This is a genomic window from Zymobacter sp. IVIA_12111.31 C1, assembly GCF_047495495.1.
GTDB lineage: Bacteria > Pseudomonadota > Gammaproteobacteria > Pseudomonadales > Halomonadaceae > Zymobacter.
In genome coordinates, this window is record NZ_CP179930.1 from 1,896,733 (window position 1) to 1,920,287 (window position 23,555).

Sequence of the window (23,555 nt, forward strand, 5' to 3'; positions counted from 1 at the left end):
TGAGCACGTCCCACCATGCAACACCCCCAATAGGGATGACATGCAAAAAGCGCCCTGGCCCAAAGGACACTGCAAACAAGAGCGATTGCACAGCAGGACGTGTGTCATAGTGCCTTTCACACAAAAAAGCCGCTTACTCCCCTTGAAATCGACGGGTATGATGCCCACTCTCTTATACAAGCGGCATTAGCCGCCATCATGCAGAAACGCCGCGTACGGACAGCATCACTCCGTCGCGACCATGCACTTACCGCTATATAGGCTTTTATCATGCAGATTGCCCAGAACTCAGTCGTCGCTTTCCATTACAAGCTCACCAACGATGCTGGAGAAGTAGTGGACAGCTCCGAAGGCCGTGAGCCGCTGACGTACATCCACGGCGCGGGCAACATCATTCCGGGTCTGGAAAAGCAGCTGGAAGGCCACAAAGCTGGCGATTCACTGACCGCTCACGTCGAAGCCGCCGAAGCATACGGTGAAAAGAACCCGCAGATGATCCAGCAGGTTCCGGCCGCAGCATTCCAGGGCGTTGAAAACGTCGAACCGGGCATGCAGTTCCAGGCACAGACCGAACAGGGCCCGCTGCTGGTTACCGTCGTTGACGTTGAAGGCGACACTGTCACCGTTGACGGCAACCACCCGCTGGCAGGCCAAGCACTGCACTTCGACGTTACCGTCGATTCCGTTCGTGAAGCGTCCGAAGAAGAACTGGCACACGGCCACGTTCACGGTGCAGGTGGCGTACACCACTAAGCTTAACGCTTAGCACGGTACGAATAGGCCCCGCTGGCTTAAAAGTCAGCGGGGCCTATTGCGTTTGTGCACTCATTCAGGCTGAATACAAAACCCGTGGGATTTACATGGGTAAGTAAAATGAAGTCGAAACGTATCGGTACCATATACATTGACCGATATGTCATTGATTAACGCTGGATCGGACAATATAAGCCTGTCGAGACAATGCATTGCGACACGTTTTAATCGCCCTTGTTGCCACTGTGCAGTAAATGCCCACCGTGAAATAGCCGTTATATCAACCGCCGAAAGGCATTATCACAGCGCAAGAGGCGGTAGTCGTCACACCTGCGTCAGTAATCGGGAGATAATGGGCGCGCGACTAATGCACTCTCTACGCTATAAGTAGTTGTGCCTGAAGTTAATACCGGCATGAGCAGATAACTATTTACATTCAGGCAATAAGGTGGCTTTATGCACACCTGCACAAAAGGTCAGTAAAATTTCGACCTGAACATTTTGGATAATTTATCAGGAATACCTACAATTATTGTCAATAATTACCTTGAGAAGACGCCTGTCGCCTCTTTCTTCATATTTAGCAAGCGATCCGGATGACTGTAATGAATAAACGATACGATCCGATCTTGGCCCTATTTAGGAATTCAAGGGCGCTTGCCCCTGTCTCGTCCGTCTCCAAGGGAGCCCTTCTCGAAAGCCATTCGGGAGAAACATTTCATGGCTTTCATGAAGCAGCTCTCAGTCGGGCATCGGCACCACCGTCTTCGTCACACAAGCCGCATCACGGCCATCGCTACCATGCCGCTGTCAATGTACTGCACAAGGCTGGAGAACACTGTCAGGGCGCTACGCTCTACATGACGTCGCCCCCGTGTCTAGAATGCAGTCAAGCGATCCTTGACGCGGGCGTACGCCGTGTCGTGCACCCCGATCACTATGGCGATCAACCCGACTACGAATCTTGCGAACAGGGCAATCTGCTTCTCGGACTAAACGGCGTCGAAGTCGAACTTTGGACGCCTGACCGATACGCTATGAACTAGCCGCTGTACCACACGCTATTCTTTACGCTACACGCCGCAGGCTATCCTTATACTGTGTTCTACTTTTTGAAGGTCAACGCCTCTATCGAGAGAGGAATACAGTTTCTTTCACCAATGAAAGAAATTCTGATTTGCGTCAGTGAAAGTTAGCCTTCAAAATGCGTACGTACCTTGAGCCGTCAACTCAGGTACGTAGCAATTCCGTGTCAAGTTATTTACCCTTGGACCCGCCTTACCCTGCGGGTCTTTTCTTTTTTAAAGCTTATCTGTACTGATCTTATTCGTGCCACTTCCGAGTTAACGACCACTAGCGCATTTTCTTCACTAATTTTTTACGTTTTTTCCTGCCCCATTCAAATCACCTATCCCGCTGTCGTCTAAGAGAAAGCCATTCTCCGTGGAGCCACCACTGTGAGCTTTCATTCTTTTATTGCTGAACTGCAACGACGGCTGATACGCCTCATGCCGGGGCACTGTCCGCTGTGTCAGCGTCCTACCCTGCATGCCAGCGGCTACTGCACGGTCTGCATACATGCTCTGCCCCGTAATAGGCCGTGCTGCTACTGCTGCGCCCTGCCACTCTCATCTGTCGAGGATGGCCTATGCTGCGCCCGCTGCCTGCGTCGTCCCCGCTTTCATCGTGCAACCGCACCTCTTCTGTATACAGGAGATACACCGGCGTTGGTGCACGCCTTTAAGTTTCATGCCGCATTACCAGCAGCATCACTGCTAGCCGAGCTGATGGGCAAGGCTTTTCATCCACCGCAAAAGGCATGGCTGCTGACTGTTCCACAGCACCCTCATCGTGCTCGCCAGCGCGGATTTGATCACATCGACTGGCTGGCCACACTGTGCCCTTCGACTCGTCGCATGCCCCGTATAACCGCTCATCGCCGCTATGACACACCGCCACTGCGCCACCTTGACCGACGCCAGCGATTGAAACTAATGAAGGATGCTTTTTCCATCGAAACCGATGTAACAGGAAAGCATATCGTACTGCTGGATGATGTCATGACCACAGGCGCCACGCTCAATGCGCTAGCCATCCTCTGCCGACAACAAGGTGCCAGACGCGTAGAAGCACTCGCTATTGCCCGCACGCCACCTTCCGCATGGCGTGAACTGCACACCACGTGCTGACAGGCAATGCAGCCACGGTGGTAGGTGGTAGGTGGTAGGTGGTAGGTGGTAGGTGGTAGGTGGTAGGTGGCAAAAAGCAAAAAGCAAAAAGCAAAAAGCAAAAAGCAAAAAGCAAAAAGCAAAAAGCAAAAAGCAAAAAGCAAAAAGCAAAAAGCAAAAAATGATACGGCGCGATAAGCGGGGAGAGTCAACAAAACACAGCAAAGTTGAAAAACGGTAAGGAGGATGGCGGCTACGTCATATGATCACTATCACCGCCATAGCCGTCCAATGAGCGATCAGCTCAATGTCTGCCACTCGATACCGTGCGTCTGCGTTGAGATATGCAGCCGCTCTTCTGCACCGTCCAGCAACGGACGCAACGCGTCGAACGCTAGCTCAGGCAGGTTGTTCTTGTCCGACAGATGGGAAGCCACGATATGCTGGAGCCTGTCGGTTCCCCAGAACGCCAGCAGTTCCTTGGCCTGGGTATTGGCCAAGTGTCCCCAATCACCGCCCACACGGCGCTTCAGCACAAAGGGATATGGCCCTTCAGCCAGCATGCGCAGGTCGTGGTTACACTCAAGAAAAAGCGCGTCGCAGCCTGTAAAGCGCTGACGAATATGAGGTGTGACGTGCCCCAGATCGGTCAACAGGCCAATGCGGTGCTGTCCTGCGGTCACGACAAACTGAACGGGCTCACGTGCGTCGTGCGGCACCGTGACGGGGTCGATATCTAGGTCAGCAATCGAAAACGGCTTCTCGGGCACAATGAAGCGGTAATCGCTGATAGGCTCCAGCTTACCGCCCAGCCACGTACCTGCCGTACCGTATATGGGAATGTCATATCGGCGCGCCAGTGACTTGATGCCCCGGATATGATCACCATGTTCATGCGTCAGCAGGATGGCATCCAGCGCGTCAGGGGCAATACCCAGCCGTGCCATGCGCGCCGTAGCGTCGCGTATGCCCAACCCACAGTCCACCATGATCAGCGCTTCACGGGAAGCGATTAGCGTTGCATTGCCTTTGCTACCGCTTCCCAATGATGCGATGCGTGTTGCCGTTGTATCACTTAGCGACATTATCTGTGCCGGTCAACCCCTGTGGACGCGGAACTTCGAAGTGCCCTTGCGGTGCTTGGAACGTCGTATTGACGGCCGGCACAGGCATTGCGTCATGGTAATTGAAGTTGTTGCGCGTCGCTGGCAATTCCAGCGGAGCCGTCAGTTCGGCATTGACGTATTCGGTGTTACGGTCGTGGTAGTAACCACCACCGCGGCAACCCGTCAGTGCCGCAACCATCGCCAGCGCAGCAATTCCCCATGTCGTCCGTGACAGTTTCATTTAAAGCACCTCAGCCTGCTGCATGGAACCAATGACGGTCGCGTGGTATTTCTCGGACAGCGGTGTCAGCGGCAGGCGGATGCCTTCCTTCGCCAGCCCCATTTGCTGCAGCGCCCATTTAACCGGAATCGGGTTAGCTTCGACGCCCATCGCGTTGTGCAGCGACATCAGGCGCGCATTGATCTGATGCGCGCGTTCGCGATCACCGGCCAGCGCAGCTTCGCACAGCGCATGCATGGCTTTTGGAGCCACGTTAGTGGAGACCGAAATGACACCGTGACCACCGGCCAGCATGAAATCGCAGGCTGTGGAGTCATCACCCGAGTACAGCGCGAAATCGCGCCCCTTAAGCACGTCGAACAGTTCCTGATCACGCTCTAGATCACCGGTAGCTTCTTTCAGACCGACGATATTATCGAGCTCGGCCAAGCGGAAGATAGTGTCGTTGAACAGGTCGACGCCCGTACGTGTCGGTACGTTGTACATGATGACCGGTAGACCGACTTCAGCAATGGCTTTGAAGTGCTGGTACAGCCCTTCCTGAGAAGGACGGTTATAGTACGGCGTGACCGACAGGCAGCAATCTGCACCCGCTTCTTTGGCCCAGCGCGTCAGATTGACGGCTTCCCAAGTAGCGTTGGCGCCTGTGCCTGCGATAACCGGCACTCGGCCGTTCACTTCGTCGATGACCGTACGAATAACGTCAAAGTGCTCTTCCACTGTCATGGTGGAAGGCTCACCGGTGGTTCCTGCCGCGACGATACCGTCAGTGCCGTTTTCCAGATGGAAATTTACCAGACGACGCAGAGCAGGCCAGTCTATGTCGCCATTGGGCATCATGGGGGTCGCCAATGCAACGATACTACCTGTGATCATTCGAAAAGCTCCTTAAGCTGCCCGGCATGCACTACCGGCCTGTTATCGTTTTCTCTATCTTACCGGTTTTCGATCGCTCGTCGGGAGAAACCTTGCCATCAATGGGCACAAAGGCGGCGACTACGACTATCCAGCGCGTCCGGTATACTGATACGAATGGTACTGATACGACAGGTTGCTGTACAGGCTGGAGAAGCAAGGCCATCGCATCCTGACAAGCGTTACCAAATGAAATAGGCTTGCCACTACACAGACTATGACAGGTTTATCCATGACACTCTCCATTGGCGACAAGATTCCCTCCTTCAGTGCTGACATGACCGGCGATCAGCGCTTCGACCTTCAAGAGCATCAGGGCACGCAGATCGTGCTCTATTTCTACCCCAAGGATAGTACGCCAGGCTGCACCACCGAAGGCCTCGATTTCTCACGGCTCAATGCCGAATTCGCCGCTGCCAATACCCGCGTCTTTGGTATATCCCGCGATAGCCTGCGCAAGCATGAGAACTTCAAGACCAAGCAGTGCTTCCCTTTCGATCTAATCAGCGATCCCGATGAAACACTCTGCCGCCTCTTCGATGTAATTCGGCTCAAGAAGCTCTATGGCAAGGAATACGAAGGCATCGAACGCAGCACGTTTCTGATTGATGCAAAGGGGAATCTGGTTCAGGAATGGCGCAAAGTGAAGGTCGCGGGTCACGCGGAAGCTGTGCTGGCCGCAGCACAGGAGTGCCACCAACGCTAAGGGAATACATCGCATGACGATTCGGGGTAAATGGGCCTCATGGCTACTGGTCGGCGCGCTGCTGCCTACCGTGGCGACAGCCAGCCTTCCCGGAGACTACCGCCTGCCCGCACTGGGGGGTGGGTACTCTTCCTATGCCAACCAGCAGGAGATCCGGCTCGGCCGGGCGTGGGCCAGACGCTTCAGGCACTATGTGACCGAATGGCAGGACCCTATCACCCAGCGCTATATCGAGCAGTTGGTCGGTCGGCTACTGCCCTATGCACAGGTGGAAGGCATCCGTCCTCTGGTACTGCTTGTCGAAGACGATCAGCTCAATGCTTTTGCGGTACCGGGTGGGGTTATCGGCGTCAACGGTGGGCTGTTTCTGGAGGCTCCCGATCAGGACATGCTGGCGTCAGTGCTAGCTCATGAGCTGGGGCACCTTGCCCAGCACCACTATGCGCGCCAGCAGGATCAAGCCGATCGGGAAATGCTGCCAACACTCGCGGGATTGCTGGCAGGAGTCGTCATGGCGGCACGCGGCAGCGGCGATGCGGGTATCGCGACGATGGCGGGTAGCCAGGCACTGTTTATTGGTCGTCAGTTGGCCTACTCCCGCCAGTATGAACAGGAAGCGGATCGCGTAGGCCTGACCGCGCTTGCCAAGGCAGGCATGGACCCACAGGCCATGCCACGCATGTTCGATATGCTATTGCGTCAGAGCAGCCTGCAAGGCGATACGCCCCCTGAATTTCTGATGACGCACCCACTGACCGCATCACGCGTAAGCGATACTCGCCTTCGCGCCGCGCAATACCCCATGGTGACGACATCGCGAAGCCTTGAATACGATATGGTGCGCGCCCGGGCCATGCTGCATTTCTTCCCGGATGATCCCGCCTTACTGCGCACCAAGCTACAACAGGACAAGGCGTTGCCGGATGCCCTACGCTATCTCGACGCCCTCCTACTCGCCCGGCAGCACCGCACTCAAGAGGCGCTTCAACAGCTGGACGCTCTCGCGCATCAGCACGACGCACTGCTACTGATCCAGGCATCTGCCGCAGAGATTGCCCTGCAAGCCAACCAGCCTACCGAGGCCTTCAATCGTGCACGCCTGATCCTGCGCCGCGTGCCCGACTATACGCCCGCGCAGCTGACGGCCATTCAAGCAGACTTACGCTTCGATGCCAACGATGCCTACCAACGTGCTACACAGCTGACCCAGCAACAGCCTGAGAATGCTGACGCGTGGCAACTGCTAGCGCAGGCCGCCCACGCCAGTGGTCATGAGGACATCAGCCAGCGCGCCATGATCGAATACCGACAGCTGACAGGCGATCTGCGCGGCGCTCTAGCGCTCTATGATCGGCTGGAGCGGGCAGCAAAGGACCGACACGACGAAGCCGCACTGGACACCCTGTCGGCCATCAAAGCTCGGCTGGATGACTACGTGCGCGATGACATGGACGCGTTCTGATTGCGCCCTGACCGCCCAGATTCCACTGCTGGCTACGCCTCACACCTTCCACTGTCGCGCTTGAGGCTGACACCGGTATCCACCGCCGGTAAGCCTACAATTGCCATACACGGCACCCGATCGTCTGCCTGCCTATGCCGTTCTTTTCATATCCCTTCAACGCAAAGCGCCCGCTCTCTAATGAAAGCGGGCGCTTCGTTATGCTAGGCCTATTGGCGCTAGTCGGTAGTGTCAGACCTTACTCTTCTATTTTGGCCTGATGCTGCAGCTGCTCAACAAGACCACCGAGCACGGCACGACTGTTCGCATTATCCAGCTCTTTGCCGAGTCGCTCATCCAAGCTTGCGCTGGCATCAACACTGGTTTTCTGCAGCATGATGATAACGCCGCGCTCGCCGTTACCCAACGCACGGAAAGCGTACTGCGGCTGATCACCGTTCGGACGCGTGACAGTGAAGGCGGCAGCAAGCACTGCCGGCTCAACGTCAACGCTGCTGCGGCCAGCATCACGTACCTGGCTCCAGCCATCCACGCTACCATTGCCCTGCTGGAGTTGCTGTGCCAACTGACGACCACGTGCATCAATGGCCTGCGCCACTTTCTGCTGCTCGACACGTGCGTGTACCTGATCCCGGACCTCATCAAAGTTCAGCTGCTGAGCAGCACGCGATTCGATGACATGCAGCACCATGGTGCGGTGATCATCAAGGCGAATGACCTGACTGTTATAGCCTTTGTCCTTGACGCTCGGATCGAAGGCTTCCGCCATGACCTTGGGATTATCGAACGGCTTGCGATCCGCCTGCGCCACCCAATCGGAGGTCTGCATCGGAACGCCCAGCGCTTTGGCAACGGCATTGAAGTCGTCGCTTTCATCGACCAGATCACCCAGTTTGCGCACCGCTTTGTCATACGGCCCATCAGACTGCTGCTGGCGAAGTTCGCTGGCCAGCTCCGCTTTCATACTGTCGAAGCTACCGACATCCAGTCCGGTCACCTGCACCAAATGCACGGCACCGTCCAGCACGAACGGCTTGGAGCGCTGACCAACTTTGAGCGGTTGTACCTGGCGATAGAAGTCGTTACCGAAGCTATCGGCATCGACAGAACCAAGATCGCCACCACGCGACGCAGACGCCGAATCATCGGAATAGCGACGCGCCACGGACGCAAAAGATTCACCTTGGTCGAGGCGCTGCTGCGCTTCAGCCATGCGTGCGCGTGCAGCTGCTTCATCACGCGTACTGCTAATAGTGATGATGATGTCGGAAACACGCGGATGAGCCGCCGCCAGTCGGCGTTCGTATGCCTGACGCAGCACCGCATCGTCAACCGGTGCTGACGCTGACATGGCATCGCGATCAAGCAGCACGTAGTTGAAACGCACCTGCTCCGGACGCATGAACGCGGCTTTGTTAGCATCGTAGTACTGCTGCATTTCCTGCTGGCTTACATCAACGCTCTGGCCCAGCTCACGTGAAGACAGCACCTTATAACGGAAGGTGCGCTTCTCCTGCTGCAGTGCCAGCAGGCGTTGACGCTCACTAGGCGTACTCCAGACGGATGCTTTGGTGGCCTCTTCCAGCAGCTGGGACTGCATAAAGCGCTGTTGCATGTCCAGCAGCGCTTCCGGGCTGGCACCGTACTGGCGCGCCAGCTGCTGCAGCTTGGCCCGCGCATCGTCCATATCCTTGGCTTGCAGCTGGAACGCCAGTGCCTGCAGCGCTTCATCGGAGGAAACGCGCAGGCCGCCATTGTTCATATACTGAGTCAGCAGCGTGGAAACCACGAGCTGCTGCTGCAATTCCTTGCGAGCGTCAGCTTCCATGCCTTCGGCAAGCTGCCCGCTCGCTTTCAGCGATGCAATCTGCTTGTCGATGGAAGCACGCGACACGGCCTCGCCATTGATGTGAATGAGCGACTTGTCCTTGCTCGCCCCAAAACCGGTCAAATGGGAGAACAGGCTCTCTAGCCCGAAACTGCACAAGACCACCGCGATGCCCGCGACAACGATCTTGGCTGCCTTTCCCCTTGCGTGTTTCCGTATATCTTGCAGCATGCCGACCTCAGTGGTTCAGTGATTCATCCATGATGAAAGAAAGCGTAGTATACCTGCCAAGACACCTCAGCGGCCAGATAGTGCTTGTCAGCAAAAACGTTACACGCCTTCACAGCTCCCTCAGCGCTCATGCACGCTCTGCCATAAGCACAATCCCGCTCCGCCAACCATTTCTCCCCGTGCCTGATTCGAAGACAGACAAGCGGATCAAACAGCCGCGAGTCTGTGATCGCGACGCCTAGCCAAAGTTCACCACACCGCTCGGGGTGAGCAAAACCCAGTGATCAGGCAAAAGAAAAGGCGCACCCGGGAAGGTGCGCCTTTTCTTATCACATACAGCGAACAATGGCTGCCCGCTGCAGCAACGATCAGTTGACCGCGTCTTTCAGTGCCTTACCGGCTTTGAAGCCAGGCACTTTGGCAGCAGCGATATTGATCGGTGCACCCGTCTGCGGGTTGCGGCCAGTACGAGCGGCACGTTCTTTAACGGAGAAAGTACCAAAACCGACCAGCGCCACAGAACCACCGTCTTTCAGAGTTTCAGTGACAGCATCAATCATCGCATCAAGGGCACGAGTAGCGGCCGCTTTAGGAATATCAGCGGAAGCTGCAATAGCTTCGATCAGTTCGGATTTGTTCACTCTTCACCCCTTGGGTTTACAGAATTGCCAGAAATTCGCGGTGACCATGAATTGAAGCGGCCTTCAGCGGTGCACATGTATAACAATGCTCCGGAATAGCGTCAACCGCCACCGCATGTGAATATGCACTGGCAGCAGGGACGATGCCTACATCCCCCCTGCAACCGTTGCGGACATGCCTCAATGAGTACTGACCACGTGAGCCGGTTCCTCACTGCCGCGATGTTGGGTATCCGGTGTATCTACGGCCTCATCGACCAGTGCTACGTCCAGCATCTCGTCGATCCAGCGTACGGGTCGGATATCGAGTGCCTGCGTGATGGCGTCAGGAATTTCCTTGAGATCGCGCTGGTTTTCGCAGGGAACAAGCACGGTCTTTATACCACCCCGTCTGGCTGCCAGCAATTTCTCCTTTAGGCCACCTATCGGCATGACTTCACCACGCAGATTGATTTCACCTGTCATGGCTACGTCACAGCGAACGGCACGGCCAGTATAGGCAGAGACCATGGCGGTTACCATGCCTATCCCTGCACTCGGGCCGTCCTTCGGTGTCGCACCTTCAGGAAGGTGGATATGGATATCTTCCTTCTCGAAGCGCTCAGGGTCGATTCCCAGCGATGCCGCCCGCGATTTAACCACGGTCCACGCCGCGCTAACAGACTCTTTCATCACATCGCCCAGTGAACCGGTACGATTGAGACGTCCCTTGCCTGGCGTTACGACAGCCTCCAGCGACAGGAGTTCTCCGCCGACGGATGTCCATGCCAGCCCCGTCACCCGACCAATCTGATCCGTCTTATCGGCAAGACCATAGCTATACTTTCGGACTCCGGCATAGCGCTCGATATCATCAGACGTCAGCTCTTGACCCTCTGCGGTCTGTCGCTGCTCTTCCTGCTCGAGACGCTCGCGCAATACCTTGCGCGCTACTTTCGCGATCTGGCGTTCCAGTTCGCGCACACCGGCTTCGCGCGTGTAATAGCGGATCAGCTCCAGCAGGGCGCCGTCATCCAGCCCCAGCTCCGTATCGCGCAGACCATTGGCCTTGAGCTGTTTCGGCAGCAGGTAGCGACGCGCAATGGCCAGCTTTTCGTCTTCGGTATAACCCGGCAACCGGATGATCTCCATGCGGTCGCGCAGCGGCCCAGGAATGTTCATCGAGTTGGCCGTGCAGATGAACATCACGTCCGACAGATCGTAGTCCAACTCCAGATAGTGGTCATTGAACGTATTATTCTGTTCAGGATCAAGCACTTCCAGCAATGCGGAAGCAGGATCGCCGCGATGATCAGTGCCGATTTTGTCGATTTCATCCAGCAGGAACAGCGGGTTCTTGACCCCGACCTTGCTCATGCGTTGGATCAGCTTACCGGGCAGCGCACCGATATAGGTGCGTCGATGACCACGGATTTCAGACTCATCATGTACGCCCCCCAGTGCCAGACGCGTGTACTTACGGCTGGTTGCACGGGCGATAGATTGCCCCAACGAGGTCTTACCCACCCCAGGAGGACCAACCAAGCACAGTACAGACCCTTTCGGTTTCTTGACGCGCTTCTGCACAGCAAGGTATTCAAGGATGCGTTCCTTGACCTCTTCAAGACCGTAATGGTCTTCATCAAGCACTTTGGCGGCATATGACAGATCGTGGCGTACGCGCGTGCGCTTCTTCCACGGCACCGACAGCAGCCAGTCCAGATAGCTGCGCACCACCGTAGCCTCAGCCGACGTGGGCGCCATCATCTGCAGCTTGTTCAGCTCCTGACGGGCTTTATCCAGTGCATCCTGAGGCAGCTCGGCGTCGTCAATCTTCTGCTCGTACTGCTCGATTTCCGTCGATGCGCTATCCAGCTCACCCATTTCTTTCTGGATGGCCTTCATCTGTTCGTTCAGATAATACTCGCGCTGCGACTTCTCCATCTGTTCCTTGACGCGATTGCGGATGCGCTTCTCGACCTGCATCAGGTCGATCTCCGCTTCGATCAGCGCCATCAGATGTTCGATGCGATCACGCACGCGATTGAATTCAAGCAGTGCCTGCTTGTCTTCGATACTCAGCGACATGTGCGCGCAGATGCTGTCGACCAGACGCACGGGATCGTCGATGTCGTTCAGCGTGCCCAGCACTTCCTTAGGCACCTTGCGCGACAGCTTGACGTACTGTTCGAACTGGTTCAGTAGCACGCGCGTCAGAGCATCCTGCTCGCGCTCGGTCAGTGTTTCCGTTTCTCGCGGACTGACCAGCGCTGTAGCGAACTCGCCGCTGTCGTCGATCGACTCGACTGTCGCGCGGGTGCGGCCTTCGACCAGTACTTTGACCGTGCCATCAGGCAGCTTAAGCAGCTGCATGATCTCTGCCACCGTGCCCACTTCGAACAGATCCTGCTGAGCGGGTGCGTCATCGCCAGGATTGCGCTGAGCCAACAACAAGACCTGCTTATCCCCTTCCATTGCCGCTTCGAGCGCCTGAATGGAAGATTTACGTCCGACAAACAGAGGGATCACCATCTGCGGATACACCACAACATCCCGCAACGGGAGAAGCGGTATTCGTTTCGCTTGTTCGGGAGAATGTGTCATCGCAGACAGTCCTCGACAAAAGGTGAAACAAGCCACTCGGCAGAACAGTATCTGACAGGGTGGCTATAGCAATTATGGTGATCAATGAGGGCTAGTGGGTCAGATTGCAACACCCTCATGATATCTGGCAGCACCTTCAACGCCCCACGATCGGCCTGAGAACGGCCACGAACTGCCCCGCCTTGCACTCATGACTACCGTGGACAACGGGAAAAAGAGCCTGTTCAGCCTGCACATACCACACCATGACGGTCTGGCCTGCCTCGTGTCACTCATGCATTAGAGAGTGTAGCCTTCCACAATGCAGCGCCAGTCAATTATTTGCTGGCATATGATGAGGACTCATGGTGACTGAAGAAAAGAACCGTACAGGAGACATGACTCAGAAGTAGTGCTGTATACGCCTGAGCAAACAGCAGGTACCGTCGCCACCATTGAGCGCTTTATTCATCAATGTTTCAACGGCATACATACAAAAAACAAGACCCTCCAAATAGGAGGGTCTTGTATATGTCTGGTGGGTCGTGTAGGGCTCGAACCTACGACCAATTGGTTAAAAGCCAACTGCTCTACCAACTGAGCTAACGACCCATAACTAAACGGCATTGCCGTCACATCAGGGTTGCTGGGTGGTGGGTCGTGTAGGGCTCGAACCTACGACCAATTGGTTAAAAGCCAACTGCTCTACCAACTGAGCTAACGACCCCCAGCAAAATACAGGCGATATCTAAATAGTACCTTTCGCTAGAAAGGATGGTGGGTCGTGTAGGATTCGAACCTACGACCAATTGGTTAAAAGCCAACTGCTCTACCAGCTGAGCTAACGACCCGCATATCGACTGCTATCAGGTTCGGCATTTTCGCTCATCATCCCAGATTAATCAAGGTTGATGGTGGGTCGTGTAGGATTCGAACCTACGACCAATTGGTTAAAAGCCAACTGCTCTACCAGCTGAGCTAACGACCCTTGCCTTGCCCGACGGAGCGAGATAATACGCATACTGGGCCCAACATGCAAGGCTTTGATATGAAGAGTTTCTTTTAAATGTGTCAGCACTCACCGAGCAGGCTGCATTTTCCATGACTTACAGCGCCTATCCGTCTTCACTGAAGACCGCACCATTGCTGGAATACAGCCCGTTTCACATCGCTTATCCGATCAAAAGAAAAGGCACCCGAAGGTGCCTTTACATTGCTTATCGCTGTGGTGACCTGCCACGATTTGGGCCAGGACGACGCGCTGCGCCTTCAGGAGAGCGACGACGATCATCACGGCGTTCGGAGCGCTCACCGTCACGTCGATCGCCTCGAGAAGGCCGAGAAGATGTGTATTCTTCGCCGCGGCCAGCATTACTGTTACGAAGACCTCGTACAGGACGGCGCTTATTTTTGTCTCGGTTCCAGCGGTTCTTCTCATCCGGCGTCAGATCAGGTGCTCGACGCAGGGCCAGACCGGCCAGTGTCGACAGCTCATCGATTTCATCCTGAGAAAGTTCGGTCCACTCCCCTGCCTTGGCACGCTTGTCGAGGAAGATGTTGCCATAGCGGACGCGCTTCAGGCGGCTGACGGTCAGTCCTTGAGACTCCCACAGTCGGCGAACTTCGCGATTGCGTCCTTCAAGGATGACGACGTGGAACCAGGTATTGATCCCTTCACCGCCAAATTCCTGCACGTCGGTGAAGTGCGCCATGCCGTCATCTAGCATCACGCCATCAACCATCGCCTTGATCTGCTCAATCTTTGGCTCACCCATGACACGTACGGCGTATTCACGCTCGATCTGAGTTGACGGGTGCATCAGGCGGTTGGCCAGCTCACCGTCAGTGGTAAACAACAGCAGGCCACTGGTGTTGATATCAAGACGCCCGATCGCAATCCAGCGCTCACCTTTCAGACGCGGCAAGCGATCGAATACGGTACGGCGACCTTCTGGGTCCTTACGCGTGCACAGCTCGCCTTCCGGCTTGTTGTACATGATGACGCGGCGCGGCGTTTCTTCACCGGCTTTGAGCGTAACGGGACGGCTATCAACGTTGACTTGGGCGTTCGTATCAACACGATCGCCCAGCTTGGCAACCTGACCGTTGATGGTCACGCGCCCAGCGGCAATCACCGTTTCCATCTCGCGGCGTGAACCCAGCCCTATGCGCGCCAGTACTTTCTGTAATTTTTCGCCTGCAGCAGGAGTAGTGTTACTCATCGTTCAACGACCTCTCGTCGTGTTGGTGTATCAAGGCGACGCTGGAATCAGACTCCGCTGCTTCCGGCGTTTCCGGCCATTCATCATCCAGAGCCTCATTCAAGTGCTCTGAACCCTCATCCGTTGCAGCACGCCTTGCAGCGGCCGCAGCTTCCACGCGCGCATCGAGTCGCGCCTGAAGCGTTGAGAAATCAAGCGTTTCGCCTGCCAGCGGCGGTGGCACAAGCGCATCAATGTCGTTGTCATCAGGTTCACTGGCAGAGGCGTCATCATCGCCTTCCACCGCGGCATCCTCACTGTCTTGCGGCAGCATGCCGTTCAATACGGCGTCGTTATGCTGCGCGGCGGCATCGCTGTCTTGGTCATCCAGCACCATTTGTGTGCTGATGCCGAAACGCTCTTCGACCTCGTGCAGCGGGGGCAGTTCATCCAATGTCTGAAGATTGAAATCGTCCAGAAAGCGACGCGTCGTGGCATAGACCGAAGGTCGCCCCGGTACATCGCGCTGACCGATCACTCGAATCCATCCTCGATCCAGCAGCGTGCGCATAATCGAGGCACTGACCGCGACCCCGCGCACCTCTTCGATATCACCTCGTGTGACTGGCTGACGATAGGCAATCAGCGCCAACGTTTCCATCAGCGCGCGTGAGTAACGCTGCGGGCGTTCTTCCCACAGGCGAGACAGCCAGGGCGCAAATGTCTTGTTGATCGCCAGCCGGAAACCCGACACCGAACTGTGCAGCGTCATCGCCGTGCCTTCCAGCCGGTGCTCCAGCGTCGTCAGGGCGGCCCGCAGCTCGCCACGGGAAGGCACCTGCCGTCCTTCGAAGAGCTGTTGCAGCGCTTCTAGATCCAGCGGAGCTTCACTGGCCAGCAGCGCCGCTTCCACGATTGCATCCAAAGCGGGTGCGGCTGTCGTCATGGCATCATCATCTTGCTATTGAAAGGTATCAGGTGGCGCCGTTTCGAAAGCGCTCTCTTCTTCGATCTCACGTTCGTCATCCGCAAACGGCGATTCATCGCTGGCAGCCGTGCGCGCCCGAACGTGCAACGGCGACAGCGGTTCATTTTGTACGATTTCGACCAGACGCTCCTTGGCCAGCTCCAGTAGCGCCATGAACGTAACGACGACACCGGCACGTCCTTCTTCCAGCGTGAACAGCGCTTCGAACGGCGTGAACTGCTCCGATGAAAGCCGCGTCATGATCATTGTCATGCGCTCACGTGTAGACAGTGCTTCCCGAGTGACTTGATGGCGTTCGTTCATTGAAGCACGTGCCATCAACTGCCCAAACGCCGACAGCATCTCTTCCAGCGCCACGTCGGGATATACGACGCGAGGTGGTATTTCCGGCAGCGCAGGCTGCGGCGAAAACCAGTCACGGCCGTAGCGCGGCAGTTCATCTAGCGCGGCCGCCGACTGCTTAAGTTGCTCGTAGGCCTGCAGACGCTCGATAAGTTGCGCCGTTGGGTCGTCTTCACCCTCTTCATCGTCACCGCTCTGCTGGCGCGGCAGCAGGCTGCGCGACTTGATCTCAGCCAGCATGGCCGCCATCAACAGATACTCGGCCGCTAGGTCGATACCACTGGCCTTCATCAATTCAACATAAGCAATGTACTGATGTGTCACGGCCGCCACGTTGATGGCCAGAATATCCAGATTATGGCGACGGATCAGATACAACAGTAAGTCGAGCGGTCCTTCGAACGTATCCAAAAACACACGCAGTGCTTCCGGCGGGATATACAGATCCTGAGGCAGCTCAATGACCGGCTTGCCTTCAATACGCGCAATAGCGGCGGGATCAGGTCGATCGGATAGCGCATTCGATGCCTCTTCTGCCGAGGTAGAAGGCATGGTTTCACTCATGGCGGGAGGACTCGAACGGGCAATGGGAAGGAAACGCGAACAGCGACGGTGATAGGCGCTAAGTGTAGCAAGATCAGCTCCGGACGCCTACCAATCCGCACAGGATTCATGATCATTGCGCAGAGGCCGCACGGCGGTAACGCCCACCCTGCAAAGCATAGTCGAACAGCTTCTCGCGAATCTGCCAGTGCCGCCCCACCTTGCGACCAATCACAAAGTCTGGCGCTCGAAGCCGATGCTGGTCGGCGAGCACTTCATTCAGCGATGCAGGCGACCACGGTATACCCGGCGCCGCCATATGGCGACTCAGAAAGACCTCTTGAAACACATGCCGCTGGGCAGACGTTTCGAGCGCAAACCATTCCGACAGCGTTGCCCCATCTTCATCATGGTACGTAACGCGCAGGCGAGGCAGCCCTTTGCCGTTCACGGTCGCCTCCAACTGCATGCCGCTAACGCGCAGCACGAGCGCATCACGCAGCTTCAGCGCTGCCTTGAGCTGATCATCAGGGTCGATCAGGCGCGCTTGGCAGGCGTGGCACTGACGAGCAGCGATATCGTTTTCCTCGCCGCACTGTGGGCAGCTCTTGAAGCGGAAGCGGAACGTACACTGGTGCCCCTCACCGCTATCGTCTTCACACCAGCCCTGACAGCGCCGCCCAAAATGTTCGATGACGAACTCTCCGTCGCGCCGCCCCCAGAAGATATTGGCGAACTCACACTGCGGGCAGATGACCTGTACGGGTTCGGTATCGGGCGCAGGCTTGGCCTCTCCCACCTCCGGCGCGTACAGATCCCAAGGGTTGCCCGCATAGTCAAGGATCACACAATCTTCCTTATCCGGCGCTAGACGCAGCCCTCGTCCCACGATCTGCTGATACAAGCCGATAGAGGCGGTAGGACGCAGAATAGCGATCATATCAACATGAGGTGCATCGAAGCCGGTGGTTAGCACAGCGACATTGACAAGGTAGCGTAGCGACTTCTTCTTGAACCGCTCAATGATGTCGGTGCGCTCACGCAGCGGCGTCTTTCCGGTCACAAGCGCCGCTTCACCCTCAGGCAGCAGCGCCATGATCTCTTCCGCATGCGGTAGGGTCGCCGCGAAGATCATCACCCCTTGGCGACCCTGCGCTCGTGCCACTACCTCGCTGATGATCTCTGGCGTTGCGCGATGGTGATCGACAATGCCCTGCAAGGCTTTCTCGGTATAATCACCCTGCGCTGAGGGCACCAGCCGTGAGAAGTCATAGCCTTCCACTGCGGCGTCGACACGCACGGGTGGACTAAGATACCCCTGCCGCACCATCAGGCGCAGCGGCTGCTCAAACACGCATTGCCTGAAGAAGCAGCCTTCAGCACCACAGACGCGTCCGTGGTAGTGACGATGATATAGAAAGCCCTGCCCCAGACGATAAGGCGTTGCGGTCAGGCCAAGCACCTTGAGGCGTGGATTAGCCTGACGCAGAGCATTGATCACCTCCGCGTACATGCCATCCTTACGTGCCCGTCGCACGCCGCCTTCCGCATTGGGCAGTGTGCGGGCACGCTCATCGGGCAGTGGCACGCGGTGACATTCGTCGATCACCAGCAGCGTGAATTCACCCGTCGTGAAACGAGGTAGCGCCTTGACCACCGACTGCACCGAAGCGAATACGACCTGACGCTCGGACTGACGTGCATTCAACCCAGCGCTGTAGATATCCGCCTTGACCCCATAGGCTTCATACTTAGCATGGTTCTGCTCTACCAGCTCGCGCACATGAGCCAGCACCAGCACACGCCCTTTTGCGCGCCGTGCCAGGTCAGCGATGACCAGCGACTTCCCACTGCCGGTCGGCAAGACGACGACTGCCGGATCATCGCCATGACGAAAATGGCTGATGACGCGCGTAACGGCTTCTTTCTGATAGGGACGAAGCGTGGGCGTGGTAGAAGTCATGACAGGCAACAACCGGATTGAGATAAATGATAGAAAAGACCGTAGAGACAGGCAGGCAAAGTGACAGAGCACAGCACATGCCCTCACCGCTTATTTCCTATGCCTGTACAGAGACGCCTCAGCCTAGCGCACAGCAGCACTATTGGCTAACGCGATCAGGAGCGCTGACGGAAGCCCTATGCCAGCTGGGCGAATTTTCGCTCGATGTAGTTTACGAAGGACGCCTTGAGGCCTGCGAAGAAGACGCTCAGCTGCTGGCCACCACTGCACATACGTCGCTCTGGGTAAGAGACGTGCTACTGCTGGTCGACCGACAGCCACTGGTCTATGCCCATAGCGTGACCCCGTCTATCGCCACCGCGCAAGGCCACGGCTGGGAAGCGCTGCGCGCTCAGGGACAACAGCCACTGGCAACGGTGCTCTATCATGACCCATGCATTCAGCGCTCGGCCTTCGAATGGCAGCAAGTACAGCCGCCACGCGCCCTGAATGATACGCACTGCGCCGATAAAAATAGCGCGCCACTATGGGCGCGCCATTCCTGTTTCATGCGAGAAACTCAGCCGCTGGTGGTCGCAGAAACTTTTCTTGAGGCGTTCTGGCACCACCCTGGCCTTGCCACGCTACGCTGACGGGTCGGCGTCGGGAGATACGGCCGCCCGGCGTTCGGCGAAGAATTGCTTCAACAACCGACGTGCCGGCACTGCTAACACACCACCGTCTACCGTCAGTCGGTGGTTAAACCACGGCTGAGCCGCCAGATTGGCCCTCGACTCCACCATTCCCGTGCGCGGCTCGGCAGCACCGTATACGACACGTGCAATGCGAGCATTGATGATGGCGCCCAAGCACATCATGCACGGCTCCAACGTCACGTACAGCGTGCAGTGTTCAAGGCGGTAGTTGCCGATGCTGCGTGCCGCGGCACGCAGGGCTTCTATCTCCGCATGAGCCGAAGGATCATTATGAGAACAGGGCGCGTTATGCCCCTTCCCGATCACCTCACCCGACGCCGACACAACAACCGCACCGACAGGTACTTCGCCAGCCGCCATTGCGCAACGGGCCTGCTCTAGCGCCCGATGCATGTAATAGTGGTCGCCACGCGGCAATGGCTGCTCCGAGGCCGTATCATTCAGGCGCATACACACCCGTCCTATCCAGCGAACGCTCGCATTTAATGCTCAATCCTGTTTCCACCAGTCATCCAGCGGCGACACCGGCTGCGTGCGTTTATGGCGAGTTGCCAAGAAGATCCGTTCGACTTTGCTTGCCACGTTATCATCGACCGGTTTGCCTTCCAGATAGTCATCGATTTCACGATAGGTCACGCCCAGCGCCTCTTCATCGGGCAGTGCCGGCCGATCGTCTTCCAGATCGGCCGTCGGGACTTTCTGCCACGTGCTGGCGGGTGCACCCAGCGTTTGCAGCAGCGCAGCGCCCTGACGCTTGGTCAATCCGGTCAACGGGGTCATATCGACAGCACCGTCACCGAATTTGGTGAAGAAACCGGTCACAGCTTCTGCCGCATGATCGGTACCGACGACCAGATAGTTGAGCTGACCCGCAATGGCGTACTGCGCCACCATGCGTTCACGTGCTTTGACGTTACCGCGCACGAAATCACGTAGGCGTGTTTCACCCAGTGCCGTCGCAACAACCTGCTCGCCAGCATCGGTAGACGGACGAATATCGACGGCGACCGAGCGGTCCGGCTTAATGAAGGCCAGTGCTGTCTGCGCATCGTCCTCATCCTTCTGTACGCCATAAGGCAGGCGCACGGCGACAAATTCAACGTCTTTGCCTTGTTGACGCAGCCCTTCGACGGCCAGCTGGCACAAACGCCCAGCTAGCGTTGAATCCTGCCCCCCGCTAATCCCCAGCACCAACCCTTTGGCAGGCGTCGCGCAGAGATACTCCTGGATGAAGGCTACGCGCGCCTCGATTTCCTGCAGAGGATCAATGGCGGAACGGACACCCAGTTCACGAATGATACGCTGACGAAGCTGCGTCATCGGCACACCTCTTCTTTGTTGTATGGTGAAATACGTGGCAATCAAGGTGCGTGCGACAGCGCCTGAAGAAAGCACTGCATGTGTGGCCGCACGCCCGGCGTATCTGGCTGATGGCAAAAACAAAGCGGGCCGACAGATACGAACTCCAAGAGTCTACCATCAGGCCCATAAACACGCACACCGCCAGCAGGCGGTGTGTTGTTGCAAAATGAAATTAATTGTCTACATCTGTTGCGTCGCTTGATCGTTGGCCTGTCGCTGCTGCTGGCGCGCTTCCGACTCATGGGCCTTAGCCTCACGCTCACGATCCTGTTCGGTTTCGGTTTCCGAGCGGTCAATGATCATCATGTCGCCCTTGGCTGTGTTGCCCTCATCATCAAGCTCCTCCGTCCATTCTGCAAAGAAGATCGACTCCAAGTCATCGCCATAGCCTTTCTTGTGCAGCTCTTCCCGCAGCCACGCTTCATCGCGCTTGAGAAACGCCAGTCCGTCTTCACTAATCTCGCCATTCTTGACGACCAGCGCCGACAGGCGCTTTTCGTCATACTTGATCACAGTCAGCTGGCTGTTCGGTTCCATCTGGGCATAGCGCACATCGCGGACAGAAAAGATCCCTTGCATGCGCAGCAGCGTTGCAAAGCCGCTGATACTGATATCCAGCTCGTTGAAACGATCAAGCTGGAACTTGCCGTCGATGACCAGCGGGATCTCAGAACCGACCAGCACCTTGCGCGCCGACGTCGAGGCTTGACTGACTTTTTTCACGGTAATAATCAGGGTCTGCCAGATGATCAGAATAATGATGAAGTGATGAATGGTGATGGAATCGCTGTAGATAACCCCACCCAAAATTCCCCCCATCACGAAGTTGCCGATCAGATCCAGCGGTGACATCTGATTGAGCTGCCCCTTACTGGTCGTACGCAGCGCCAGAATGAAGGTGGCCAACCCGATCACCAGTTTGATAGCGACATAAACATAGGGCCATGCAGACGCAACAATTGTTTCCCACAGAGAGTGATCCATTCACCTATCCCCTTTTCATCCGTGAATGATAATGAGCTGATGGACAAGATTCGCAGGGCGTGCCTGCTGGTCTCGCCACGTCGTTATTACTTGCTATTGAATGTAGCAGCTATCGGAAAAGCGTCGCAGGATACAAATAAAGGGGCGTATAAGAAAAGAAAATCATGATGCAGGATTCGTGCCCGTTAACGCCTACTTGGGGGTCATGATGTGACACAAAGTAGCTAAAGTGCAGCATCCTGCCTCGCGCTCTGATAACATACGCGCTCGGTTCACTACCGAGCATTCAACGCCACGCCATTAACAGACCGTTGCCGCTAGCGATTGACGGGAAGCGCCTTTAACCGCGCGCCTCTCGGGCTTTTGTGCAACATGATGAAATGCGCATCTCTTTTTCGGCACGAAATCTGCCTTCGGTATGGACAACGCGCTTGATGCCACTCAAGTGTTCCCCATAGTTATCGTGGAGCCTGTCCCATGAAGTTTGCGGTTGCCATTCTGAGCCTGCTGGTCATCCTCGGCCTGGCTTATGCCTTTAGCAGTGATCGAAAGCAGGTTCGCCCTGGTCCAGTCCTGCTACTGCTGGCCATCCAGATCGTTCTTGCCTTCGTACTACTGAAGACGACCGTGGGTGCTACGGTTATCCAAGGCTTTGCCGGTATGTTCGAAAAGCTGATGTCCTGCGCCCATGAAGGTATTGCCTTCGTTTTCGGCGGCCTTGTTCCCGATCCTAGCAGCAATAGCTACACGTTCATCTTCTTCTTCAATGTACTGCTGCCCATCATTTTCGTTTCGACGCTGATCGGGATCCTGCAACACATCAAACTGTTGCCATTCCTCATGAAAGCGACCGGCAAACTGATTAGCCTGATCAGCGGCCAGGGCAAACTTGAGTCCTACAACAGTATTGCCTCCCCTATTCTCGGTCAGTCCGAAGTCTTCATCTCGATGAAGCGCCAGCTGCCATTTCTATCGCGCCAGCGCTTGTACACGTTGTGCGCCACGGCAATGTCGACGGTATCAATGTCAACGGTCGGCTCCTATATGACCATCATGAACGGTATCACCGATAAGGCCCAAATGGGCGCAACAACGGGGGCAACGTTCGTCGTCGTAGCACTGGTACTCAACCTGTTCGGCAGCATCATCGTGGTGTCGCTCATCAACCCTTACAAGGTGTCTGCTGAAGAGGACAACCTCCAGGTCGAGCTACATCACAACCAGTCTTTGTTTGAAATGCTGGGCGAATACATCATCGATGGTTTTAAGATTGCCATTATCATTGCGGCCATGATGATCGGCTATATTGCCTTGCTTAAGCTGCTTGATCGCTCGGTCTTTTTCTTGCTGAGCCATGCCGATATGCTGCTGCATAGCGCATTCAACGTTGATCCTCGCACGTATATCGATCCACAGACACACATCATCCCGCACATCACCTTCACTCAAATTCTGGGCTACCTGTTCTCGCCGTTAGCGATGCTAGTAGGTGTCGATGTCAACGAGGCGGCAAATGCGGGCAGTATCATGGCCACCAAACTGGTCAGCAATGAATTCACCGCCATGCTGCAACTTCAGAATTCGGGGTCGCTGTCTGCGCATACTATTGGGGTGATTTCCGTCTTCCTGATTTCGTTTGCCAACTTTTCATCGGTAGGGGTTATCGTGGGAGCCATCAAAGCGCTCAATGAAAAGCAGAGCACTGTGGCAGCCCGCTTCGGTCTGAAGCTGTTGTTTGGTGCCACGCTGGTCAGCCTGTTGTCGGCAACTATCGCAGGGCTGTTCATGTAAGTGATCAGCGCTCTCGTGCGGTTAGCGCACGCCCAGCGAAGACAAAGCACGAATGAAGAAATGCATACGGCCA

Annotated in this window: 20 protein-coding genes and 4 tRNA genes; 7 read left to right on the plus strand and 17 right to left on the minus strand. The window is 56.2% G+C overall.

Translation table 11 applies throughout. The annotated features are described in order from the left end of the window. Positions 1–270 precede the first annotated feature (270 nt). From ACMHYW_RS08665 to ACMHYW_RS08675, 3 genes are all read left to right on the plus strand, one after another. Positions 271–753: an FKBP-type peptidyl-prolyl cis-trans isomerase gene (locus ACMHYW_RS08665; RefSeq protein WP_027705996.1), complete on the plus strand. Its 483-nt coding sequence runs from the start codon at positions 271–273 to the stop codon at positions 751–753. A 605-nt stretch (positions 754–1,358) separates the two neighbouring features. After that, positions 1,359–1,799 (plus strand): deaminase, encoded by a 441-nt coding sequence (locus ACMHYW_RS08670; protein WP_414499595.1) that lies wholly within the window; start codon positions 1,359–1,361, stop codon positions 1,797–1,799. 411 nt (positions 1,800–2,210) lie between these two features. Next, positions 2,211–2,942: a ComF family protein gene (locus tag ACMHYW_RS08675; RefSeq protein WP_414499596.1), complete on the plus strand. Its 732-nt coding sequence runs from the start codon at positions 2,211–2,213 to the stop codon at positions 2,940–2,942. Between the two features lie 278 nt (positions 2,943–3,220). Here ACMHYW_RS08675 and ACMHYW_RS08680 read toward each other — a convergent pair whose 3' ends face one another. The 3 genes from ACMHYW_RS08680 to dapA are packed head-to-tail and all read right to left on the minus strand — an operon-like array spanning position 3,221 to position 5,144. Continuing rightward, positions 3,221–4,006: an MBL fold metallo-hydrolase gene (locus ACMHYW_RS08680; protein WP_414499597.1), complete on the minus strand. Its 786-nt coding sequence runs from the start codon at positions 4,004–4,006 to the stop codon at positions 3,221–3,223. Further along, complete coding sequence (locus ACMHYW_RS08685; protein ID WP_414499598.1) at positions 3,993–4,268, minus strand: hypothetical protein; 276 nt, start codon at positions 4,266–4,268, stop codon at positions 3,993–3,995. Before ACMHYW_RS08685 ends, ACMHYW_RS08680 begins: the two co-directional genes overlap by 14 nt. Beyond that, complete coding sequence (dapA, locus tag ACMHYW_RS08690) at positions 4,269–5,144, minus strand: 4-hydroxy-tetrahydrodipicolinate synthase (protein ID WP_414499599.1); 876 nt, start codon at positions 5,142–5,144, stop codon at positions 4,269–4,271. A gap of 271 nt (positions 5,145–5,415) precedes the next feature. On the opposite strand from dapA, the gene ACMHYW_RS08695 reads away from it, so the two are divergent. Next, positions 5,416–5,889 carry a peroxiredoxin gene (locus ACMHYW_RS08695; protein WP_414499600.1) on the plus strand — a complete coding sequence of 158 codons (474 nt, stop codon included), beginning with the start codon at positions 5,416–5,418 and terminating at the stop codon, positions 5,887–5,889. A 13-nt stretch (positions 5,890–5,902) separates the two neighbouring features. Continuing rightward, positions 5,903–7,351, plus strand: a complete 1,449-nt coding sequence (locus ACMHYW_RS08700) for a M48 family metalloprotease (protein WP_414499601.1) — start codon at positions 5,903–5,905, stop codon at positions 7,349–7,351. A gap of 238 nt (positions 7,352–7,589) precedes the next feature. On the opposite strand, the gene ACMHYW_RS08705 is transcribed toward ACMHYW_RS08700, so the two are convergent. From ACMHYW_RS08705 to ACMHYW_RS08755, 11 genes are all read right to left on the minus strand, one after another. Further along, complete coding sequence (locus ACMHYW_RS08705; RefSeq protein ID WP_414499602.1) at positions 7,590–9,410, minus strand: peptidylprolyl isomerase; 1,821 nt, start codon at positions 9,408–9,410, stop codon at positions 7,590–7,592. A gap of 368 nt (positions 9,411–9,778) precedes the next feature. Next, positions 9,779–10,051, minus strand: coding sequence for an HU family DNA-binding protein (locus tag ACMHYW_RS08710; RefSeq protein ID WP_027706005.1), 273 nt, complete (start codon positions 10,049–10,051; stop codon positions 9,779–9,781). 180 nt (positions 10,052–10,231) lie between these two features. Next, entirely contained in the window at positions 10,232–12,634 is a 2,403-nt protein-coding gene (lon, locus tag ACMHYW_RS08715; RefSeq protein WP_414499603.1) for an endopeptidase La, read from the minus strand. A gap of 515 nt (positions 12,635–13,149) precedes the next feature. Continuing rightward, a tRNA-Lys gene (locus tag ACMHYW_RS08720) sits at positions 13,150–13,225 on the minus strand. Positions 13,226–13,264: 39 nt separating this feature from the next. After that, positions 13,265–13,340: transfer RNA gene (locus tag ACMHYW_RS08725), tRNA-Lys, on the minus strand. 48 nt (positions 13,341–13,388) lie between these two features. Continuing rightward, positions 13,389–13,464, minus strand: a tRNA-Lys gene (locus ACMHYW_RS08730). Between the two features lie 61 nt (positions 13,465–13,525). Next, positions 13,526–13,601: transfer RNA gene (locus ACMHYW_RS08735), tRNA-Lys, on the minus strand. A 229-nt stretch (positions 13,602–13,830) separates the two neighbouring features. Then, a complete protein-coding gene (gene rluB, locus ACMHYW_RS08740) occupies positions 13,831–14,835 on the minus strand; it encodes a 23S rRNA pseudouridine(2605) synthase RluB (RefSeq protein ID WP_414499604.1) in 1,005 nt (334 codons plus the stop codon). Beyond that, positions 14,828–15,760: an SMC-Scp complex subunit ScpB gene (scpB, locus tag ACMHYW_RS08745; RefSeq protein WP_414499605.1), complete on the minus strand. Its 933-nt coding sequence runs from the start codon at positions 15,758–15,760 to the stop codon at positions 14,828–14,830. Before scpB ends, rluB begins: the two co-directional genes overlap by 8 nt. Positions 15,761–15,775: 15 nt before the next feature. Then, positions 15,776–16,708 carry a segregation and condensation protein A gene (locus ACMHYW_RS08750; protein ID WP_414499606.1) on the minus strand — a complete coding sequence of 311 codons (933 nt, stop codon included), beginning with the start codon at positions 16,706–16,708 and terminating at the stop codon, positions 15,776–15,778. Positions 16,709–16,820: 112 nt separating this feature from the next. Beyond that, the gene (locus tag ACMHYW_RS08755; RefSeq protein ID WP_414499607.1) at positions 16,821–18,650 is read right to left on the minus strand and encodes a DEAD/DEAH box helicase; all 1,830 of its coding nucleotides are present in this window, start codon (positions 18,648–18,650) and stop codon (positions 16,821–16,823) included. Between the two features lie 77 nt (positions 18,651–18,727). On the opposite strand from ACMHYW_RS08755, the gene ACMHYW_RS08760 reads away from it, so the two are divergent. Beyond that, the gene (locus ACMHYW_RS08760) at positions 18,728–19,282 is read left to right on the plus strand and encodes a chorismate--pyruvate lyase family protein (protein ID WP_414499608.1); all 555 of its coding nucleotides are present in this window, start codon (positions 18,728–18,730) and stop codon (positions 19,280–19,282) included. On the opposite strand, the gene tadA is transcribed toward ACMHYW_RS08760, so the two are convergent. The 3 genes from tadA to ACMHYW_RS08775 form a co-directional block, all read right to left on the minus strand. Further along, positions 19,274–19,795 (minus strand): tRNA adenosine(34) deaminase TadA, encoded by a 522-nt coding sequence (gene tadA, locus ACMHYW_RS08765; protein WP_414499609.1) that lies wholly within the window; start codon positions 19,793–19,795, stop codon positions 19,274–19,276. The genes ACMHYW_RS08760 and tadA overlap by 9 nt on opposite strands. 39 nt (positions 19,796–19,834) lie before the next feature. Next, the gene (gene nadE, locus ACMHYW_RS08770) at positions 19,835–20,665 is read right to left on the minus strand and encodes an ammonia-dependent NAD(+) synthetase (RefSeq protein ID WP_414499610.1); all 831 of its coding nucleotides are present in this window, start codon (positions 20,663–20,665) and stop codon (positions 19,835–19,837) included. A 222-nt stretch (positions 20,666–20,887) separates the two neighbouring features. Next, positions 20,888–21,691, minus strand: a complete 804-nt coding sequence (locus ACMHYW_RS08775) for a DUF421 domain-containing protein (protein ID WP_051524163.1) — start codon at positions 21,689–21,691, stop codon at positions 20,888–20,890. A gap of 477 nt (positions 21,692–22,168) precedes the next feature. Between ACMHYW_RS08775 and ACMHYW_RS08780 the strand changes: the two genes are divergently transcribed. After that, positions 22,169–23,482, plus strand: a complete 1,314-nt coding sequence (locus ACMHYW_RS08780; protein ID WP_414499611.1) for a NupC/NupG family nucleoside CNT transporter — start codon at positions 22,169–22,171, stop codon at positions 23,480–23,482. Positions 23,483–23,555: the final 73 nt, after the last annotated feature.

Excerpts from the sequence above, each read along its gene's own strand:
- ACMHYW_RS08670 (WP_414499595.1), top strand. The coding sequence starts at position 1,359 with ATGAATAAACGATACGATCCGATCTTGGCCCTATTTAGGAATTCAAGG.
- ACMHYW_RS08780 (WP_414499611.1), top strand. The coding sequence starts at position 22,169 with ATGAAGTTTGCGGTTGCCATTCTGAGCCTGCTGGTCATCCTCGGCCTG.
- ACMHYW_RS08685 (WP_414499598.1), bottom strand. The coding sequence starts at position 4,268 with ATGAAACTGTCACGGACGACATGGGGAATTGCTGCGCTGGCGATGGTT.
- ACMHYW_RS08680 (WP_414499597.1), bottom strand. The coding sequence starts at position 4,006 with ATGTCGCTAAGTGATACAACGGCAACACGCATCGCATCATTGGGAAGC.
- ACMHYW_RS08705 (WP_414499602.1), bottom strand. The coding sequence starts at position 9,410 with ATGCTGCAAGATATACGGAAACACGCAAGGGGAAAGGCAGCCAAGATC.
- ACMHYW_RS08755 (WP_414499607.1), bottom strand. The coding sequence starts at position 18,650 with ATGACTTCTACCACGCCCACGCTTCGTCCCTATCAGAAAGAAGCCGTT.
- tadA (WP_414499609.1), bottom strand. The coding sequence starts at position 19,795 with ATGCGCCTGAATGATACGGCCTCGGAGCAGCCATTGCCGCGTGGCGAC.
- rluB (WP_414499604.1), bottom strand. The coding sequence starts at position 14,835 with ATGAGTAACACTACTCCTGCTGCAGGCGAAAAATTACAGAAAGTACTG.
- dapA (WP_414499599.1), bottom strand. The coding sequence starts at position 5,144 with ATGATCACAGGTAGTATCGTTGCATTGGCGACCCCCATGATGCCCAAT.
- ACMHYW_RS08695 (WP_414499600.1), top strand. The coding sequence starts at position 5,416 with ATGACACTCTCCATTGGCGACAAGATTCCCTCCTTCAGTGCTGACATG.
- ACMHYW_RS08775 (WP_051524163.1), bottom strand. The coding sequence starts at position 21,691 with ATGGATCACTCTCTGTGGGAAACAATTGTTGCGTCTGCATGGCCCTAT.
- lon (WP_414499603.1), bottom strand. The coding sequence starts at position 12,634 with ATGACACATTCTCCCGAACAAGCGAAACGAATACCGCTTCTCCCGTTG.
- ACMHYW_RS08750 (WP_414499606.1), bottom strand. The coding sequence starts at position 16,708 with ATGAGTGAAACCATGCCTTCTACCTCGGCAGAAGAGGCATCGAATGCG.
- ACMHYW_RS08665 (WP_027705996.1), top strand. The coding sequence starts at position 271 with ATGCAGATTGCCCAGAACTCAGTCGTCGCTTTCCATTACAAGCTCACC.
- ACMHYW_RS08700 (WP_414499601.1), top strand. The coding sequence starts at position 5,903 with ATGACGATTCGGGGTAAATGGGCCTCATGGCTACTGGTCGGCGCGCTG.
- nadE (WP_414499610.1), bottom strand. The coding sequence starts at position 20,665 with ATGACGCAGCTTCGTCAGCGTATCATTCGTGAACTGGGTGTCCGTTCC.
- ACMHYW_RS08760 (WP_414499608.1), top strand. The coding sequence starts at position 18,728 with ATGCCCTCACCGCTTATTTCCTATGCCTGTACAGAGACGCCTCAGCCT.
- scpB (WP_414499605.1), bottom strand. The coding sequence starts at position 15,760 with ATGACGACAGCCGCACCCGCTTTGGATGCAATCGTGGAAGCGGCGCTG.